Source organism: Streptomyces lushanensis (genome assembly GCF_001700515.1).
Lineage (GTDB): Bacteria > Actinomycetota > Actinomycetes > Streptomycetales > Streptomycetaceae > Streptomyces > Streptomyces lushanensis.
Window position 1 is genome coordinate 17,002 of sequence record NZ_MAUD01000371.1, and the last position, 17,660, is coordinate 34,661.

The following is a 17,660-nucleotide window of genomic DNA, read 5'->3' on the forward strand; positions in this document are numbered from 1 at the left end:
TCACCCCTCCTCGTTCGTGAGCCGCCGGTAGAAGCGCCACGCCGAGTCGATCAGCTCCGGCCGGGTCCGGCCCGTACCGACGATCTCCTCGTACTCGGCCTTCGCGATCTGCCGCGGCTCCCCGAGCAGCCGCGCCCTGTAGTTGAGTTCGGCCAGCTCGTTCAGCTTGATGACGTTCAGCGCCGCCTCCTCCGGACTCGCGCCCGCGGTCGTCACACCGTGGCCGCGCAGCAGACAGGCCCCGCCCGTACCGAGGACGGCCGCCATCTCGTCCCCCAGCCGCGGGGTCGTGATCAGCACACCGCGCTGATACGTGGGCACGCCCCGGGCCAGCAGCCGTAGGGCGTACGGGTCGTAGGCGCCGATCAGCGGCAGCAGCGGCACATCGCAGATACCGAAGAGCACCGGCGTCAGGGGGTGGACATGCACCACACTGGTGACATCGGGGCGTGCCCGGTACACCGCGAGATGGATCGCGAGTTCCCGGGGCGGCTCCAGTCCCGGCGCCGTGGAGCGCGGTGTGCCGTCCGGATCGACCACCACCACGTCACCGGCGCCCGCGAACCGTAGACCGGACTCCGAGGGTCCGCGGGCCTTGATCGCGACGGCCCCGTCGTCGAGCAGCATGCTGATGTGGCCGGCCGGTTCGCGGGTGAGACCCAGCCGGCCGAGGACCCGGCAGGCCGCCGCGATGCGCTCGGCCGCCGCCGCGAGCCCGGACGGGGACGTCATCACACCCGGCCCTCGGCCACGGCCACCCGGGCCTGGCCGCGGGACACGTCGAAGGTGACCACGGCCTGGGCGGGATCGCGGATCAGCGCCATTGGGTCCTCCCCGGACCGTACCCGCTCGATCTGCTGCCGCAGCAGCCTGCGGTACATGGCGATGCCCTTGTCCTCCGCGCCGAGCATCTCCTTGGTGCGGTCGTAGACGGCTCCCTGTGTCTCCCAGGCCATCCGGTCCTGGCTGGTGAAGGTGTCCATCGCGTGGTCGCCGTCGGCCGTCATCTCCGACGGGACGCGCACAACAGTGGGTTCCTCGTCGTGCGTCTTCTCCTCGCCCGGCTTGTCCGGCAGCAGACCGGCCCGGATGAGCATGGTGTGTTCGTCGTCCACCGGCACCCGCCAGTGCATCGCCTGCAACGGGCCCTCGGGCAGCCGCAGGATGTTCGGGAACACCAGCGGGTGTCCCGTCTCCTCCTCCAGCTCACCGGTGTTGTCGCGGTAGACACGGCGCTTGATGATGCCCCACTCGAACTGCTCGAAGGAGTACTTCTCGATGGGCCGGTAGTAGTAGCTCCCGCGGTCGATGCCCTTCATCCGCATGGTGTGTCCGTGCAGCCAGAAGGTGTGCACGGTGTCGACGGCGTTCTCCATCGGCTGGAGCCAGTTGCACCGGAGGTCCTCCTCGACGAAGAGGGTGAGGTGGCCGTCGCGCCGGTCGAGCACGTCCCAGCGGGGCAGTACGGGCGGCTCGCCGGGGCCCAGATAGGCGAAGACGATGCCGCGGTAGGCCTGTACCGGGTAGGCGGCGATCCGGGCGCGTTCGCGGGCCCGCCGGTTCTCCTGCTCGAAGGGCTGCTCAAGGCACTGGCCGGTACGGTCGTACTTCCAGCCGTGGTACGGGCAGCGGATCTCGCAGCCCTCGACAAAGCCGTAGTAGAGGGACACCCGGCGGTGCGCGCACGACTCCGCGACCAGGGCGTAGGTGTTCTCGTCGGTCAGATAGAGCACCAGGTCCTCGCCCAGCACCCGGATCCGCTTGGTCCGCCTGTCCGGCGAGAGGTCCGCCGTGACGGCGACCGGCTGCCAGTACCGCCGCAGCAGGTCGCCCGCCGGGGTGCCCGGACCGACGCGCGTGAGGAATTCGTTCTCGGCTTCACTGATCATGGTCATGCTCCTCTTGATTCCGCAGTGCCTGCCGCAGCATGGCGGCGACCCGCCGCCGGAGGTCGTCGCGCTCCCCGGAGCCCGGCGATGCCCAGGTGTCGACGAGCCGGCGCAGATACGGCGTGGCGTCCGCGCCCGGGAGGGTCTCGATGAGCGGCTCGATGTCGCGTCCGAGTTCCTCCAGGTACTCCCAGGCCCTGTCCTCCGCGGGGGACCAGCCGAGCCGTGCCTGGAGCGCGTTGAGATAGCTCCAGAAGTCGACCGACAGCGTCGGTGTGTCCGCCGCGGGGGAGAAGTCCTCGTCGAAACTCCGTTCAAGGCTGATCATCGTCAGCCGCTCTGCCCGGCGGCCCGGTCGTCGCGCCGCGCGGCCCGTTCGTAGACCTCGTCCATACGGCTCCGCGCACCGTGCCCGGCGAGCTCGGCCTCGAATGTCGCGCGTACCGAGGGGTCCTCGTCCTGGTACTCGATCTGGTCGCCGCCCTCGGTGGTGGGACGGTCGATGAGGAACTGCTTGAACAGCGGGTACTTCTTGCTGCCCCAGCGCAGTGCGAGATAACGGGCGGGCGTGGTACCGGTGTTGAAGTGCTGGTGGAACCACCGCTCCGGCGGCACCACGATCGAGCCCTGCCGCCAGTCGACCTTCCGCACCGGCTCGCCCTCACGCCACAGCAGCGAGAAACCCGTGCCACCGAGGATGATCACATGGGCGCCGGCGTTGTGCCGGTGGGCCTTCTTGTACGTACCCACCGGGAACTCGGAGACATGGCCGCACAGACTGTTGTCGGCGATCTCCAGCATGACATTGCTGCCGCCCGCGCCGCGAGCGGCCCAGGACTTCAGCTCGATACCGGCCGCGTCGGGGATGAACCTGCTCTCCCACACCCGGGACCGGTAGGCCGTGCCCGCCCCGCTGAAGTCGTCCTTGTCCGACCCGAACCGGTCGGTGAAGTCGAAGTCGCAGTCGTAGACGAACGAGCGGTTGTGGAACATCCGCATCACCAGCGGGGCGCTGGTCACGGTGTAGAAACGGGCCGGCTGCGATCCACTGCCGTTGAAGTGCTGTGCGTAGGCGTTGAGCGGCACCGAGAACACACTGCCCGCGTTCCACTCGAACGTCGTCCGCGTCCCGGCGGAGTTCCACACCGTGGTCGAACCCCGGCCGGAGACGACATAGGTGATCTCCTCGTAGAGATGACGCTCGGGTTCCATCTGACCGCCCGGAGCGATCTCGATGATGTGGGCGTCGTTGACGTCCTCGGTCCCCTCCAGCCGGGCGACCGCCGCCCGGCAGCCGCGCCGTTCCCAGGTGCCCAGCTCGACGGTGCGCAGGTCCTCGATGAACAGCCCCTCCACGACAGTGAGTCCCTCGTCGGTCAGCCACTGCTCGTAGGCCGTCGGGCGCTTGATCGTGGGCAACTCGGTTTCGGCCACGCTCATCTGATGTCTCCTTGTGCGCTAGTTCGAACCGATGAGGCTTTTGATCAGTTCCGTCGCGTCCTTGACGCCCTTGGTGAGGAACTCCCAGGAGTTGGTGTTGAAGTAGTCCACGCCGTCCTGCGGTACCTGCCAGGAGGGCAGACCGGCCGGCGGCTTGACGTCGGCGCGGGCGCTGATGCTTCCGTACGCGTCGTTCCACGCCTTGTTGCCGTCCGGGCAGGCCAGCCACTGTGCCAGCACCTTGGCGGCCTCGGGGTGCGGCGGCTTGTCGGAGACGGCCAGGAAGCCGAAACCACTGGTGGTCTGGAGCAGGTCCGGCATGACGACCTTGACGGGCAGCCCGTCGTCGGAGGCCGTGTCGACGTCGAGCTGGCCCAGCCCCAGCGCGATCGGGTACTTGCCCTTGGCCAGATCGTCGGTTCCCTGCCGGGAGTCGCTGAGGAGGATCGGCTTCTGGTCCTTGTAGAGCTGCTTGACGAACGCGTCGCCGTAGCCGTCGGCCGCCTGGAACATCCCCACGTTGTAGATCGCGCCGCCGGGGCTGCGCGGGTCGATGGTGGCGATCTTGCCCTTCCACTTCGGGTCGAGCAGGTCCTTCCAGGAGGTGATCTCGTCGGGCTTCACCTGGTCGGTGTTGATGACGATGGGGACACTGACGTACCGGCTGATGCTGAGGATCTTCTTGTCCGCGTCGACGAACGGGACGGTCCCGCCCCGCCAGTTCTTCGCGTCCAGCTCCGAGGCGGGCAGGACGCCGGTCAGCGGAGCGATCCAGTTCTGCGCGTGGTAGGTGTTGGCCATGGTGTCGGCGCCGCCGAGGAACACGTCCTGGGAGTAGATCCCGGCCTGCCGCTCGGACTGGAGCCGGGCCGCGTTGTCCTTGCCGCTGGTGCCGATGTAGTCGAGGCTGATGCCGTAGGTCTGCTCGAACGCCTTGGGCAGCTGCTGCCGTACGGTGTCGGTGGGCGGGCCCGACATCACGACCGTGCCCTCCTTCTTCGCCTTGGTGACGAGCGCGCCCGAGGGATCCGGGCAGGCACTGCTGACATCGGCGGGGGCGCTGCCCGCCGTCGTGGAGGTCGAGCCGTCGCCGCAGGCTGTCGCGACGAGGGCCACCGCGGCGCCCGCGCATATCAGCTTCCAGTTGTGGTGAGCGATGAATCTTTTGATGACGCACCTGCTTTCGTTGCGGAGAGGGATGACGGCGGGGTACCGCCGGTCACCCGGAGACGGCGTCCCGACCGCGGCTTGCGCAGCCGGCCGCCGCTGAGCACCCGGGACAGCAGCGCCACCCCGACGGTGAGCGCGCTGATGAGGACGCCCAGCACGGAGGCCTGTTCGAGCACGCCACTCGTGCTGTATTCGAGGAGGAGGATCGACAGCGGCCGGGAGTCGTTGCTGCTGAGCAGGACGACGGTGCTGACGTCACTCACGGCGGAGTGGAAGGTGAGAACTCCGGCCGCGGCCACGGACGGGCCGAGGAGAGGGAAGAGGATATAGGTGTAGGCGCGCACCGGAGTGGCACCGCAGATACGCGCCGCCCGGTCCAGATCGGGGCTCACCTGGAGGATGGCGGCCTTCAACTGCTGCGTACCGGTGGCCATATGGCTGATCACCAGCGCGATGATCAGGCCGAAGAGATTGCCGTACAGCACCGTGCGCAGCGGGGTGCCGAGATAGACCCACAGCAGTCCGAGCCCCAGCAGCATGCCCGGTACGGCGGCCGGCAGCCAGGCCATCACATCGATACCGCCCCGGGTGGGCAGTTCGCTGCGGACGATGACGAAGGCGATCACGAAGTAGACGAGCACCCCGACCAGGGTGGCGATCAGACCGATGATCAGTGTGTTGCGTACCGAGGAGTCGAACAGGTTGTCGTTGAAGAGCGCCGACCAGTGCTCCGTGGTGAAGGGATTGGTCAGCTGGAAGAACCCGAACCGCCGCATGAACGATCCCAGGACGATCGCGCCCATGGGAAGCACCACGGTGACGAACGCGTAGAGCGACAGCACCCCGGCGACCACCCAGCGGCGTACCCGGCCCAGCCGGATCGGCTCGTCGTTGTACGTGTGCGCGCCGATGGTGACATAACTGCGGCTCCGTACGGCGAACCGCTGCATGATCGCCAGCATGATCAGGATCGGGATGAACACCGAGCCCAGCGCGGTCGCGGTGCCGAACTGCGGAGGCGACGACTGGAGCCAGTTGTAGATCTGGGTGGAGTAGACGTTCAGCCCGATCGGTGTGCCGAGCAGCAGCTCGATCTCGAAGGTCTTCAGCGAGTAGACGAAGCTGAGCAGGGTGGCGGCGATGATGGCCGGACGCATCATCGGCACGGTGACACTCACCAGTGTGCGCAGCCGGCTGGCGCCGCAGGTCTGCGCGGCCTCCTCCATGGACCTGCTCATCCTGCGGAACGCGGGCACCAGCAGAATCACCATGATGGGGACGGTGGTGGCGGTCAGATGGGTCCAGATGATGCCCCAGTAGCTGTAGATGTTCAGCGGGCCCTGGGTGATGTCACCCAGCCCCGGAACCATCCTGATCACCTGGTTGACCACGCCGTTGGCCGGGTCGAGCAACAGGATCCAGCCCAGGGTCATCGACAGCGAGGGGATGAAGAACGAGAACCACAGGAACACCTCGATGACCTTGCCCCCGGGCATGTCCGTGCGCGCGATCAGCCAGGAGACGACGGTGGCGATCACCATGCCGAGCAGCACTCTCGGTACACCCAGGCGCAGTGTGTTCCAGGCGGACTCCCACATCGCGCCGTTGGCGAAGGCCTGCCGCCAGTTGTCCAGGCCGTAGGTGGCCGGATCACCGGGATCGGCGACATTGAGGCTGTTCAGCAGCAGCAGTGTGATGGGGACGACGGTGACGGCGGCCACCAGCAGCAGGACGACGGTGCCGGTCACCCGGGAGCCGCTGGAGCGGCGCGCCCTGATCAGCTTTCTCACCGGTCCGGGCAGGGGCTCGACGGCGTCCGGGGCCACCGGCGGCAGGATGCCGGTCACAGCGGCCACACCATCGCGCGCTGCGGGTCGACCTCGACGACGACCTGGTCACCGGGCTGGTGCACCACCCGGCGCGGCGCGCTGAGCAGCACATTGGATCCGGCGATGTCGAGGACGTACTCGAAGCTGTCGCCGAGGTAGACGGAGGACAGCACCCGGGCGGCCACCTGGTTCGGCGCGGGACCGTCGGGACCGGCGGGTCTGATGTCGACGTCCTCGGGCCTGAGGTACACGCCCACCCGGTCGCCGTCGCCCATCTCCGCCGGTACGTCGGGGCCGTGGATCTCACCGACCGGCTCGCCGCCGGCGCCGAGCAGGACCCGGCGGCGCGACGCGTCTCCCGTGAGCACGCCCTCCACGACGATCAGCCGGCCGAGGAAGTCACGTACGAACGCCGTCCGCGGGCGCTCGTAGAGGTCCATGGGCCGGCCGATCTGCTCGACCTTGCCCCTGTTCATCACCGCGAGACGGTCGGCCAGCGACAGCGCCTCGTCCTGGTCGTGGGTGACGAAGAGCATCGTGATGCCGAGTTCCCGGTTGAGTCTGCGGATCTCGCGGCGCATCTGGATGCGCAGCTTGGCGTCCAGGTTCGACAGCGGTTCGTCCAGCAGGAGCAGATCAGGGGTGTAGACCAGGGCCCGCGCGAGCGCGACCCGCTGCTGCTGACCGCCCGACAGCAGGGTGGCCGGCCGGTCCGCCAGTGCCTCCAGACCGGTGACCGTGAGGATCTCCTCGACCCTGCGCCGCCGTTCGGCACGCTTCACCCGGCGCATACGCAGCGGAAAGGCGACGTTCTGCGCGACCGTCATATGGGGCCAGATGGCGTAGGACTGGAAGACCATCGCGATGTTGCGCTTCTCCGACGGCAGGAAGGTGCCCCGGCCGGCGTCGGCGAGTGATCTGTCCCGCATCGAGATCGAGCCCTGGTCGATCTTCTCCAGGCCCGCGATCATCCGCAGCGATGTGCTCTTTCCGCAGCCGCTCGGGCCGAGGAGGGCGAATATCTCGCCACGCTTGACGTCGAGGTCGATCTGGTCGACAGCGACGACGTCGTTGAACTTCCTGGTCACACCGGACAGCCGGAGCTGCACGGCGGGCTCACCGGAAGCCTGGTCCGCAGGGCCTGTGATCCGGCCCTTGAGGCGGTCCGGTGTGGTCGCCCTCATCGACATCCTGCACTCCTCGGATCGGTCCTGGTTCACGCGACCTTAACCAGGAATACCTCATAGAGAAATAGTGGTTCTCTAAGTTCTTTTATGTGGAAAAGGGACCGTCAGAGGTCCAGGGTGAGCAGCTCCGAGACCGACCGCCCGACGCAGATCATCATGGTGTCGCCGCGCTCGCGTTCCTCGTCCGAGAGCACGGTGTCGTGGTGCTCGGGCACACCGGCGAGCACCCTCGTCTCGCACGAGCCGCAGTAGCCCTCCTCGCAGGAGAACGCCACATCGGGCGCCGCCTCCCGGACCACTTCGAGCAGTGTGCGCTCCGGCGGGACGTCCAGGGTCAGACCGCTGCGCCGCAGCTCCACGGTGAAGTGGCCCGCGTCCGGCGACGGACTCCGCGCGTCCGCCGCACCGCCGCCCGGCGGCGCGCCGAAGCGTTCGACGTGCGGCGCGCCCGGTCCGGCCCGCGCACAGGCCTCGGTGACCGCCTGGACCATGCCTTCCGGACCGCAGCAGTAGACCGCGGTGCCAGGAGGCGCGGCGGCGACGAGCGCGTCGACCGGCAGCAGGCCCTGTTCGTCCTGCGGCACGATGTGGACGCGATCGGCGTCGACGGCCGACAGCGTCCCGGCGAAGGCCATGCCCGCGCGCGAACGGCCGCCGTAGTACAGCTCCCACGAGGCGCCGTCCGCGGCGGCCTGGCGGACCATCGCCAGGATCGGTGTGACACCGATGCCGCCGGCGAGGAAGAGATAGTGCGGCGCGCCGACGAGGGCGAAGTGGTTGCGTGGTCCACGGACCCGCAGCGTCCGGCCGACGAGCGCGGTGTCGTGCACCTCCGCCGAGCCCCCGCGGCCGTGTTCCTCACGCAGCACCGCGACGGTGTACGCGCGCGGATCGTCCGGGGGACCGCACAGCGAGTACTGACGGACCGTGCCGCTGGGCAGGCACAGATCGATGTGCGCGCCCGGTGCCCATGGCGGAAGCGGGGCGCCCTCCGGATCGACCAGGGTCAGCGAGACGACACCCGCGGCCTCCAGACGAACCTGCTGGACCAGCAGTTGCCGGCCGGCGAGGGGATCCAGTTCGTTCATGGTGGCTCAGTCCGTGCCGGCCGGTCGGAAACCGTAGATGTCCAGGGTGAGTTCGCCTCCGGAGATCCGGCTCAGATAGCCCGCCTCGGCGGCCTCCCGCGCCCGGCCGCGCTCCAGCACCGACGCGACCGACGCCCGGGGAATCACCACGACGCCGTCGGCGTCGGCCACGACGAGATCCCCGCGGCCGACGGTGGCGGTGCCCAGGGTGATGGGGTCGCCGACCGTGCCCGTGTCGTCCTTGACCGTGGTACGCACCGCGATCGAGGAGCTGAAGACCGGGAAACCACGCTCGCGCAGGCGGTCCACGTCCCGCACACCGCCGTCGATCACCAGCCCCGCCACTCCGCGCGCCTGTGCGGCCGCCGTGAGCACCTCGCCCCAGTAGCCGCAGGCCTCCCGCTGTCCGTCGACCACCAGCACATCGCCCGGCGAGGCGTGTTCGAGCGCGATGTGCAGCGGCAGATTGTCGGCCGGCGCGGTGGCCACCGGCAGCGCCCGGCCGACCACGGCGGCGCCGGGCCAGACGGGCCGTATGCGCGGCGGAAGGAAGCAGTCCAGCTTCGACGCCTCGTACAGCGTCGCGGTCCCCAGCCGCAGGAAGACGGCGGTGTCCGTGGGATCGGTCGGGGCGGTGGTCATGCCTGGTTCCTCTGCAGCAGGTGATAGCCGTGGGCGGCACGCGCCTCGGCCAGGGAGCGGCCCGCGAGTACGTCGTCGACGATGCGCGACTCGCGTTCATGGATGGTGCGGCAGATCTCCGCCACGTCGTCCTCGACCTCGGGCGGTACGGTGACCGCGCCGTCGGCGTCGGCGATGACGAGCTGACGGGCCGCGATCCGGACACCGCCGACGCTCACCGGGCACTGGACGTCCCGGACCTCGACCCGGTCCTTGCCGGTGCGCATGTAACGGCCGCGGGTGAACAGCGGATAGCCCACGTCGAGCGCCCGCCGCACATCGCGGCAGACCCCGTCGATCACGGTGCCCGCGATACCGCGGTCGTCCGCCATGGCGGTGAGGATGTCGCCCCACACCGTGCAGTCGGTACGGCCGCCGTTGTCGAGCACCGCCACATCGCCGGGCCGCATGTCGTCCAGATAGTCGCCCACCGTGCCGGCCGGGTGTCCGGCCGTGGTGTACGAGACGGTGTAGGCCCGCCCGAAGATCCGCGCGCCGTCGAACAGCGGGCCGATGCCGAGCAGACATCCCTCCCTGCCGATCCGGTCGAGCGCGTCGGAGACCGTGGCGGTCGAGTAGCCGTACAGGGGATGCGCCGTGCCGTCGGCCGCGGCCGGCTCACGGGCGGCGGTTTCGTCGGTCACGCGCCGGACTCCTCGGTCGTGGGGAACTGACTGTCATGCATGACCTCGGCCACCGGCCGCCCCTGGGCGACCGCGTCGGCCATGGCCGTCTCACGGGCGACGACGCGCTCGGCGAAGCCGATGACACGGTGGGCGTCGGCCCCGGGCACGAAGGCGACGCCGTTGCCGTCGGCGATGACGTAGTCGCCCGGCCGTACGGTGATGTCACCGAACCGGACCGGCTCGTCCATCGCGTACTGGACGACACGTCCGCGCGCGCTGACGGGCACCACGGCCCGTGCGAAGACCGGCAGACCGAGACCGGCGCTCTCGGCGGCGTCCCGGCAGGCGCCGTCGACCACCACCCCGGCGATGCCCCGGGCGAGCGCGGCGCGGCTGAGTATCCCGCCCCAGCAGGACACGTCCGTCCGTCCGTCGTTGGCGATGACCAGCACATCGTCCGGTCCGGAGATGTCCACGGCGGCGGCGGCGACATGGCCGGCGGGCCGGTCGGACCGGCGCGGGCCGACGGTGACCGTACGGACGAGCCCCGCGACGACACGCGGAACCGGCCAGACCGGCGCGGGCCCGAGCACCACCGTGGACAGGCCGTACGCGTCGAGCGCGTCCGACACGGCGCAGGAGTCGAGCGCCCGCAGCCGCTCCACCAGGGCGGAACCGTCCGGCGCCGTCATGACGCGTCCCGGCGAGCGTCCGCATCGGCAGCGGGCTCGTTCTGCCAGGTCATGAACGCCATCGCGCATCCGGTGCCCGCCTCGGCGCGGTAGCACGGCTCGTAGCCCACCAGTTCGGCGGTCAGCGAGGAGGAGTGCAGCGCTCCCGCGACCACGATCCAGTTGCGCATCTCCGAGGTCCCCGAGCGCAGTACCGCGTCGGGCAGGGAGCGCAGATGGCCGCTGTCCCGGTCGGTCAGCGCGGCGAGGAAGGCGCGGTCGAGTTCCTCGTCGATGACGAAGTGACTCAGCCCGCCGGAGGCGACGATCCCCACCCGCAACGGTTCCGGGAAGTTCCGGATCGCCTCACCCAGCGCGACGCCGAAGTCGAAACAGCGGGCGGCGGACGGCGGGTTGGGCTCCCAGAAGGTGTTCACGAAGACCGGCACGGTCGGCGGTGTCGTGCCACCGCCGAGCACCTGCTCGAAGAGGAAGCCCCAGCCGTGCGGGATCCCCGAATTGCCCCATTCCCCGGGCGGCAGCGCGCGGGACGCGGCCGGGTCGAAGCCCGCGGCCGAGGTCCGCTCGATCAGATGCCGGGCCAGCGCGGCATGCCCGGGACGGACGGTGCTCCTGGCGGGCACATTGGCGACCTCGGCGATGGCCAGCCCCGGCTTCATGGAGTCGAGCTGCTCCTGGGTGAAGGGCTCGTGCCGCATGGTGTCGCCCCAGTAGAAGGCGAACTGGGGCAGCAGTTCGTCGCCGAACACCTCCTTGTGGTCGCTGCTCACGACCACCAGGACGTCGAGTGCGGCGGCCTTGATCCGCCGGCCCAGCTCCTCGATGTCCTCCCGGCAGGCCCGGTGGCGCCGACGGCGTGTCTCCAGGTCGCATTCGGCCGCGAACCCCGGGGCGCGCAGCGCCAGCAGGTCGTCGTACGGATACTCCGCGCCCCGGAAGACCAGCGCCCGGTTGGCCCGGTCGGCCGCGGCCCGCTGCCCCCAGTCCTCCGGCGGTGTGTTCAGCAGGGGGCCGTGGGAGGTGCCCACGCCCAGTACGAGATCGCTCACGCCTCCTCACACCTCCAGACGGAAGAGCTCGACCGCGTTCGTCTCGAACAGCGCGGTCCTGTCGTCGTCGGTCAGCCAGTCGATGTCCTCGATGAGCAGATGGATGTCGTCGATCCAGCGGCCGGTCTCCGGGTCCTTCACCGAGCCGGTGCCCGGCTTCTCCGTACCGAACAGACAGCGGTCGACACCGACGGTGCGCAGGAGGAACTCGATCGAGTCACGTGTGTAGAGACAGGTGTCGTAGTGCAGGCGGCGCAGGCGCTCCTCGAAGGTGGTGCCCGCCCGCAGCGCCGCGGGGTAGAAGCGGCCCTTCTGGTACGGGACGGCCCCGCCGCCGTGCGACACGACGATCTTGAGCTCGGGGAAGTCGTCGAGGACGGTGGACTGGAGCAGTCCGGCCACCGCGAGGGTCTCCTCCTGGACGAAGTGGAGCGAGTAGCTCTCCCTGGCCGGAGGACGGCAGGCCGCCGAGTGGATGATGGCCGGGACGTCGAGTTCGCACAGCGCCTCCCACACCGGGTACCAGAAGCGGTCCCCGATGGCCGGCGGCTGGCGCAGCCCCTCGTACGGGTCGGTGTTCAGGGTCGCGCCGACGAAGCCCAGGTCATTGACGCAGCGCCGCAGCTCCCGCGTCCACGCGGCCGGGTCGAGCTCCATCGACTGCGGCATCCCCGCGACACCGCGGAAGCGGCTGTCCACCGCGCAGCACATCGCGATGACGTCGTTGGTCTCCGCGGTGAACCACTCGACCAGCTTGGCCGGGCTCTCGCTGTGCATCATCTGGAACGGGCGCGGTGAGATGAACTGGATGTCCACCCCGGCCTCGTCGAGATGCCGCAGATGCGAGATCTTCCCAAAACTCGGATGCGGCGCGTTGAGCGCCTCGACGACATGCTGCTCGGTCACTCCCGCGTGCCCGCGGCCATGGGCGCCGCGATGGGAGAGGAGTCCGGCTTTGTACGCGTAGAGCTTGTCGGGGGCGGTGACATGCCCGTGGACGTCGATATAGATGGCGCTGCCCTCCTAGTGGCCGGAACGGGCGGTGCCCGCCGTGGCCGGTGGAGCCCCTGAGGCTCCTGTCCGGGTGTCCTGAACCATAAGGATGCTGCGCCCTATACGGAATAGGTTGCACGAGAATTCCGCATAGAGGTATGCGAGGGAGACCGGAGGCCCTCGGGCCGCCCTGTCCCTGTGCCGGACCCCACGTGGGACCGGGCTCCCGGGGGGAGCATAAATGCGTATCGACAGGGAGGAAACGTGCACCGGTGGACGGAAAGCGCCATCGATACCGGATCACCGGCCGCTAGAACGCCACATTAGGCGAAATTTCCGCCGGTGGACCGGTGGTGTCCGTACTTGCCACCCCTCGACAACGAAAACCCGCCCCGGTGCGAACGACGCCACCGGGGCGGGCCACGAGCTGTGCGCGGTCCTGCTGATGCTGATGTGCTGATGCCGATGCGCCGGGACCCGGCGCGGTGAACCGGGGTGCTGCGGGACCGCGCGGTCCCGCAGCACCCCGGCGTGGCTCAGGCCGGGACGATGCGGTACGTCCGGTCCACCGCCGTCTGGACGGAGATCACCCCGTTCGCCGTGGTGAACGGCACCGCCGCGCCACTGGCGTCGGTCACGGTGAAGGTGCCCGTGGACCAGGGGTTCTTCAGCCGCAGTGTGCCGCCGGCCTTGCTGGTGACCTCGACATAGCTGACGCGGTCACCCTCCTTCGCGCTGGACACCACGAACGCCCCCTTCTGGCGGAGCTGCCAGAAGCTCGCGTTCCTGCCCGCCGGCCAGACCGGGAACAGGGTGATGATCCCCTGGTCGCTCTGGACCAGCATGCTGTTGACCGCCTCGGTCGCCCCGGACTTCTCGATACCGTGGAACGAGTCGGCGATCCGCAGGTTCGGCGCGAGGTGCGAGGTGATCACCTGCTTGAACCTGTCGATGAGCGACTGCGCCGGATACCCCACCCGGGCAGCCTGGTTGAACACCTTGGGGAAGCTGTTGTCCTGCCCCCACGAGTTCATGGCGTCGAGGGTGTCCACACCGACACGCAGCTTCGCCGGGTCCGAGTTGATCCCGAGCTGGTCGGCCGGCTGGACGAATTCGAGGTTGATGGTGTTGTCCCCGGGGTGGATGTCCCGGGTGTCGGACCCCTGCATGGTGCCGGGGCTCACCAGTGAGTACACCGTCTTCCCGTTGAACACCGTGGTGGGCTGCGCCGGCAGGTTGTCGAGGATGTTCTGCCAGGTGGCGCGGCGGCCGGCGTCGACATTGAGCTTCTGGCTGCCCGCGATCAGGGTGGACAGCACCTGCTTGAGCAGACCGATGTCGGCCGAGGAGTTCTTGCCCCAGGTGCCCTCGTGCGGACCGCTCCACATCGAGTACTTGCCCGCCGAGTCGCGTTCGAGATAGCTCTCGAAGAACTGCGCGACCTGGCTGAGGAAGGGATACGCCTTGGTCCTGAGGAACTCGGTGTCCTGCGTGTACTCGTAGTAGGAGATGAACTGGGAGGCGGAGAAGAGGGAGTTGGAGACCTGCTGGTGGTACTGGTCGTCGGTGGTCGTCCCGTACGGGCCGATGCCCACGGGGAAGAGCACACCGGCGGGCACACCGCCGCTCGGGAAGCGCCCGCTGATGTAGTCGGGCTTCACCCGGTTCAGATCCTGCCTGGCCCGGCGCTGTGCCTCGGGGACGTACGCCAGGATCGTCTCGTGGAACGGCAGGGAGAGTTCCGGACGGTTGCTGGAGTAGACGCCGTAGAACGGCGCCTGCGCGTTGTAGTTGAGGTGGTAGTCACCGCTGAACTGCGGTGAGTCCGTGGTGGTCCAGATCCCGTAGAGGGCCGGGGCGGTCTTCCCGGCCCGGCTGGACGCGCCGATGAAGTACTGCGCGGCGTAGTAGAACTTCTCCAGTACGGTGTCGCCGAGTTCGACGGCCGACCGCATCCAGTAGTTCTTCCACCAGTCGGCGCGCTGGGTGTCCAGCGTCGCCAGCGACGCCGTGGTCTGGGCGCGTACCTGGGTCACGGCGTCGTTGTGCGGCGCCGACGGGTTCTGGCCGCCGCCGCCGATCTGGGTGACGACGTGCGCGGTCGCGCCCGCGGGAAGGGTGAAGACCGTCTTCGCGGTGGCGCCCGAGACGGTCGGTGCCTGTACGGCGGACGCGCCCAGGACCGTGGTCGCCAGCGCCCCGCGCGAGACCCACCTGCTGCCGGAGGCGGTGGCGCGCTCGGCCCACATCACCTGGCCGTCCGCCCCCGCGCTGTTGCTGTAGGCGGAGTTGGGCGTGGTGGCACCCGCGTAGGTCGACGCCTGGAGCTGCACCGGCCGGCTGCCGGTGGAGGTGACGGAGGTGACCAGGACGTTCTTGTCGGCGGCCAGCCAGGTCTTCATGGACACGGGCTCGCTGGACAGTGACATCGTTGTCGCGATCGTGCCGTCGACGATGTTCTGTTCCTCGCGGAAGGGCGCGGCCGGCGGGGGAGTGCCACCCCCGCTCTGCGCGTACAGCTCGATCTGGCCGATCCGCGCCCGGGGGTTCTGCGTCGAGTCGGGCGTTGTGCTCTGCGTCGGCTCGGTGACGTTGATCCTGATGTACCGGGTCTGTACGGCGGTGACGGACCGGTCGATGACATCGGCGGTGTTGTTCTGCACCGTGTCGACGCTGTTCCAGTTGGTGCCGTCCGCACTGGTCTGGAACGCCATGTTCTTGGTGTTGAAGGCCGCGTTTCCGGGGCGCGCGGCGTTGTCGTTGCGTATGACGTAGCGGCCCACGGTCTTGACGGAGCCCAGGTCGAGGGTGATCCACTGCGGCTTGCCGACCTGGGAGACCCAGCCCTCGTAGCCGTTGCCCCACTGGCCGTTCACGGCCCGGTCGGGGGTGAAGGAACCCTCCGTGCTGCTGGCGGTCGCCCGTGCGCCGATGGCGAGATTGTCACCGGTCTGGACGGTGGTGCCGGTGATGGTCACCCCGCCGATGGGGGCCGGCCTCGGGCTGGGGTTGGCGTTCCAGAAGTCCCCCTTGGAGACGTAGAACGTCTTGACGCCCGTGCTGCCGCCGGAGGTCACTCCGACGTCACCGTTCCCGAGCAGGGCGGTGTTGGGCATCGCGTTCGAGACCGAACCCGAGTAGGCCTGGTCGGTCCACACGCCCTTGATACCGGCGAGCTTGGCCCTCAGGGTGTCCCACTGCTGGGCGGGCGTCGGCGGTCCCGCCGCCAGTGCCCGCACGGACTCGTTCCCGGTGCTCGTGGCGTTTCCGGCCACCGCGCTGCCGGGAATCGCCAGCGGTACGGCGACGGCCAGCGCCACCACCAGTGCGTACCCGCGTGGTCGTCCCAATCCGCGGATCACTCTCCGCGTCGTACTCTCCTGCCCCATGACGGCTCTCCTTCGAGTCGGGGTCCTGTGAGTAGGGGTGGTGCGAGAGGGCGGTACAGGTGTTTCCGTGCGGTGCGGCCGTGCGTTCCCGCGCACGGCCGCACGGTCCCCCGGACCGGCTCTACCGCGACCTGGGCAGGTCGAAGCCGATGGCCCGGACGTTCTCCAGTCGCCCGTACGGGGTACGGGTCGTTCCGATGTCCTTGCTCAGGGACTCGACTCCGGCCTCGATACCGAAGAGCCCCGCGAGGACGGCCTCCGTCACGGCGACGGCGGCATTGCTGTCCCGGTTCGCCACGCCCCGGCCCGCGACGCGGTAGCCGCCGTCCTCGGCGACCTCCATGGCCTGGCCCCAGAGCCCGCCGGAGGTCGCGCGGTGCGCGCGGCGCAGCACATCGGCCGCGACATCGGGGCGGCCCAGCCGGCAGAGCCCGAACGAGGTGGCCCCGGGCCAGGCCGCGAAGGCGCCCGCCGCGCCGTGGTCGGGCCGGTCCGAGAGCGGCGCGATCGGGTCGCCGGGATCGAGGGCGCGCATCCAGTCGCCGTCCAGCAGGTGTCCGGTGACGAAGTCGACCATCTCCGCGCGCTGGTCCGCCGACAGATCCTCGGCCATGTCGGCCGCGACGAGTTCGAAGTCCAGGCAGTGGCCGATGACCTCGTCGCCCTCCGGGTGGGAGATCATCCAGCGCCCGTCCCCGGCGTACTGGCCCAGCACGGCGGCGGACAGTTCGGCGGCCTCGGCCTCGGCCACCGCGGCCTCCTCCTCGTGCCCCTCACCGAGCGCGCGCAGCAGCGCGGCCAGCGAACGCAGCATCCCGGTGTAACCGGCGTTCAGCGAGACCACCGCGTCGCGGTAGTTCGGCACGCACTCCAGCAGTTCCCAGGCGTCCCGGCCGAAGTCGGCCAGCACGCCCCCGCCGAAGGTCGCCCGCAGTGTGTTCGGGCGGAACGCCATCTCCCGCAGATGCTGGAGCACACGCCGTCCGCCCGCGTGCTCGTCGAGCAGCCCGAGATCGCCGGTCACTCCCACATACGCCTTCACGGTCCTGAAGAGCGCGTGGTCGTTGGCCGAGTAGTGGTTGCCGACCGGCAGCAGGTTGCGGGTGTCGAAGGAGTGGCACCGCTCGTACGGCTGCGCCAGCGCGGCGAGGATCCAGCGGCGCAGACCGTCGGGTTCGAGCAGGGCCGCGGTCCTGGCCCACTCCGAGATGTCCCAGAAGAAGGTGGTGGTGGCGCCCAGGCGCGGCCCGCCGGTCAGGAACACCGGACCGACCGGACTGACCTTGGTGTTGCGCAGATAGACGGCCAGCAGCGCGCCCAGATAGTACGTACGGGCCAGGTCCGCGTCCTCGGTGCGCAGGGTGGGCAGATGCCCGGAGAACTCCGTGTTGCCCGGCTCGAAGGCGCTGTTCCAGGTCCGGCGCCAGCGCTCGGCCACGGCGTCGAACTCCGCCGCGAAGGACGCCGCGACCGTCGCCGCGTCGCGCGCCACGGCCCCGGCCGAGTCCCCGATCTCCAGCACCACGCCCAGTACGGTCTCCTCGCCAGGCTGGAGGGTGAGGTCCCAGCGGGCGCTCCCGCGCGCGCCCGCCGTACTCATGGCGTCCGGCGCCACCGAGAAGGCGTA

14 protein-coding genes and 1 pseudogene are annotated in these 17,660 nt (G+C 69.5%); all 15 read right to left on the bottom strand.

Translation table 11 applies throughout. The annotated features are described in order from the left end of the window. Entirely contained in the window at positions 1–732 is a 732-nt protein-coding gene (locus BFF77_RS26435) for a class II aldolase/adducin family protein (RefSeq protein WP_066954397.1), read from the bottom strand. Beyond that, positions 732–1,889: a Rieske 2Fe-2S domain-containing protein gene (locus BFF77_RS26440; RefSeq protein WP_066954400.1), complete on the bottom strand. Its 1,158-nt coding sequence runs from the start codon at positions 1,887–1,889 to the stop codon at positions 732–734. The genes BFF77_RS26435 and BFF77_RS26440 overlap by 1 nt, the downstream gene beginning before the upstream one ends. Continuing rightward, positions 1,879–2,217, bottom strand: a complete 339-nt coding sequence (locus BFF77_RS26445) for a hypothetical protein (protein ID WP_066954403.1) — start codon at positions 2,215–2,217, stop codon at positions 1,879–1,881. The genes BFF77_RS26440 and BFF77_RS26445 overlap by 11 nt, the downstream gene beginning before the upstream one ends. Before the next feature lie 2 nt (positions 2,218–2,219). Next, positions 2,220–3,329: a cupin domain-containing protein gene (locus BFF77_RS26450; RefSeq protein ID WP_066954406.1), complete on the bottom strand. Its 1,110-nt coding sequence runs from the start codon at positions 3,327–3,329 to the stop codon at positions 2,220–2,222. Positions 3,330–3,347: 18 nt separating this feature from the next. After that, positions 3,348–4,445: an ABC transporter substrate-binding protein gene (locus tag BFF77_RS26455; RefSeq protein ID WP_066954409.1), complete on the bottom strand. Its 1,098-nt coding sequence runs from the start codon at positions 4,443–4,445 to the stop codon at positions 3,348–3,350. A gap of 17 nt (positions 4,446–4,462) precedes the next feature. Further along, positions 4,463–6,346, bottom strand: coding sequence for an ABC transporter permease (locus BFF77_RS26460; RefSeq protein ID WP_066954412.1), 1,884 nt, complete (start codon positions 6,344–6,346; stop codon positions 4,463–4,465). Beyond that, positions 6,343–7,518 (bottom strand): ABC transporter ATP-binding protein, encoded by a 1,176-nt coding sequence (locus tag BFF77_RS26465; protein WP_079125518.1) that lies wholly within the window; start codon positions 7,516–7,518, stop codon positions 6,343–6,345. Before BFF77_RS26465 ends, BFF77_RS26460 begins: the two co-directional genes overlap by 4 nt. A gap of 101 nt (positions 7,519–7,619) precedes the next feature. Then, entirely contained in the window at positions 7,620–8,603 is a 984-nt protein-coding gene (locus BFF77_RS26470) for a PDR/VanB family oxidoreductase (RefSeq protein WP_066954415.1), read from the bottom strand. Between the two features lie 6 nt (positions 8,604–8,609). Beyond that, on the bottom strand, positions 8,610–9,245 hold the full coding sequence (locus BFF77_RS26475; protein WP_066954418.1) for a 4-carboxy-4-hydroxy-2-oxoadipate aldolase/oxaloacetate decarboxylase: 636 nt from the start codon (positions 9,243–9,245) through the stop codon (positions 8,610–8,612). Then, entirely contained in the window at positions 9,242–9,928 is a 687-nt protein-coding gene (locus tag BFF77_RS26480) for an RraA family protein (protein ID WP_169922731.1), read from the bottom strand. Before BFF77_RS26480 ends, BFF77_RS26475 begins: the two co-directional genes overlap by 4 nt. Further along, entirely contained in the window at positions 9,925–10,602 is a 678-nt protein-coding gene (locus BFF77_RS26485) for an RraA family protein (protein ID WP_066954421.1), read from the bottom strand. The genes BFF77_RS26480 and BFF77_RS26485 overlap by 4 nt, the downstream gene beginning before the upstream one ends. Continuing rightward, the gene (locus BFF77_RS26490; RefSeq protein ID WP_066954425.1) at positions 10,599–11,651 is read right to left on the bottom strand and encodes a DODA-type extradiol aromatic ring-opening family dioxygenase; all 1,053 of its coding nucleotides are present in this window, start codon (positions 11,649–11,651) and stop codon (positions 10,599–10,601) included. Before BFF77_RS26490 ends, BFF77_RS26485 begins: the two co-directional genes overlap by 4 nt. A gap of 6 nt (positions 11,652–11,657) precedes the next feature. Further along, positions 11,658–12,662 (bottom strand): amidohydrolase family protein, encoded by a 1,005-nt coding sequence (locus BFF77_RS26495; protein ID WP_066954428.1) that lies wholly within the window; start codon positions 12,660–12,662, stop codon positions 11,658–11,660. Positions 12,663–13,180: 518 nt separating this feature from the next. Continuing rightward, complete coding sequence (locus tag BFF77_RS26500) at positions 13,181–16,033, bottom strand: discoidin domain-containing protein (protein ID WP_079125519.1); 2,853 nt, start codon at positions 16,031–16,033, stop codon at positions 13,181–13,183. A 121-nt stretch (positions 16,034–16,154) separates the two neighbouring features. Beyond that, a pseudogene (locus BFF77_RS26505) lies at positions 16,155–17,660 on the bottom strand (hypothetical protein); the annotation flags it as partial.

What these genes read in the sequence shown, in the direction of transcription:
- BFF77_RS26475 (WP_066954418.1), bottom strand. Translation starts at nt 9,245, where the DNA reads ATGACCACCGCCCCGACCGATCCCACGGACACCGCCGTCTTCCTGCGG.
- BFF77_RS26500 (WP_079125519.1), bottom strand. Translation starts at nt 16,033, where the DNA reads ATGGGGCAGGAGAGTACGACGCGGAGAGTGATCCGCGGATTGGGACGA.
- BFF77_RS26445 (WP_066954403.1), bottom strand. Translation starts at nt 2,217, where the DNA reads ATGATCAGCCTTGAACGGAGTTTCGACGAGGACTTCTCCCCCGCGGCG.
- BFF77_RS26465 (WP_079125518.1), bottom strand. Translation starts at nt 7,518, where the DNA reads ATGTCGATGAGGGCGACCACACCGGACCGCCTCAAGGGCCGGATCACA.
- BFF77_RS26450 (WP_066954406.1), bottom strand. Translation starts at nt 3,329, where the DNA reads ATGAGCGTGGCCGAAACCGAGTTGCCCACGATCAAGCGCCCGACGGCC.
- BFF77_RS26470 (WP_066954415.1), bottom strand. Translation starts at nt 8,603, where the DNA reads ATGAACGAACTGGATCCCCTCGCCGGCCGGCAACTGCTGGTCCAGCAG.
- BFF77_RS26485 (WP_066954421.1), bottom strand. Translation starts at nt 10,602, where the DNA reads ATGACGGCGCCGGACGGTTCCGCCCTGGTGGAGCGGCTGCGGGCGCTC.
- BFF77_RS26435 (WP_066954397.1), bottom strand. Translation starts at nt 732, where the DNA reads ATGACGTCCCCGTCCGGGCTCGCGGCGGCGGCCGAGCGCATCGCGGCG.
- BFF77_RS26440 (WP_066954400.1), bottom strand. Translation starts at nt 1,889, where the DNA reads ATGATCAGTGAAGCCGAGAACGAATTCCTCACGCGCGTCGGTCCGGGC.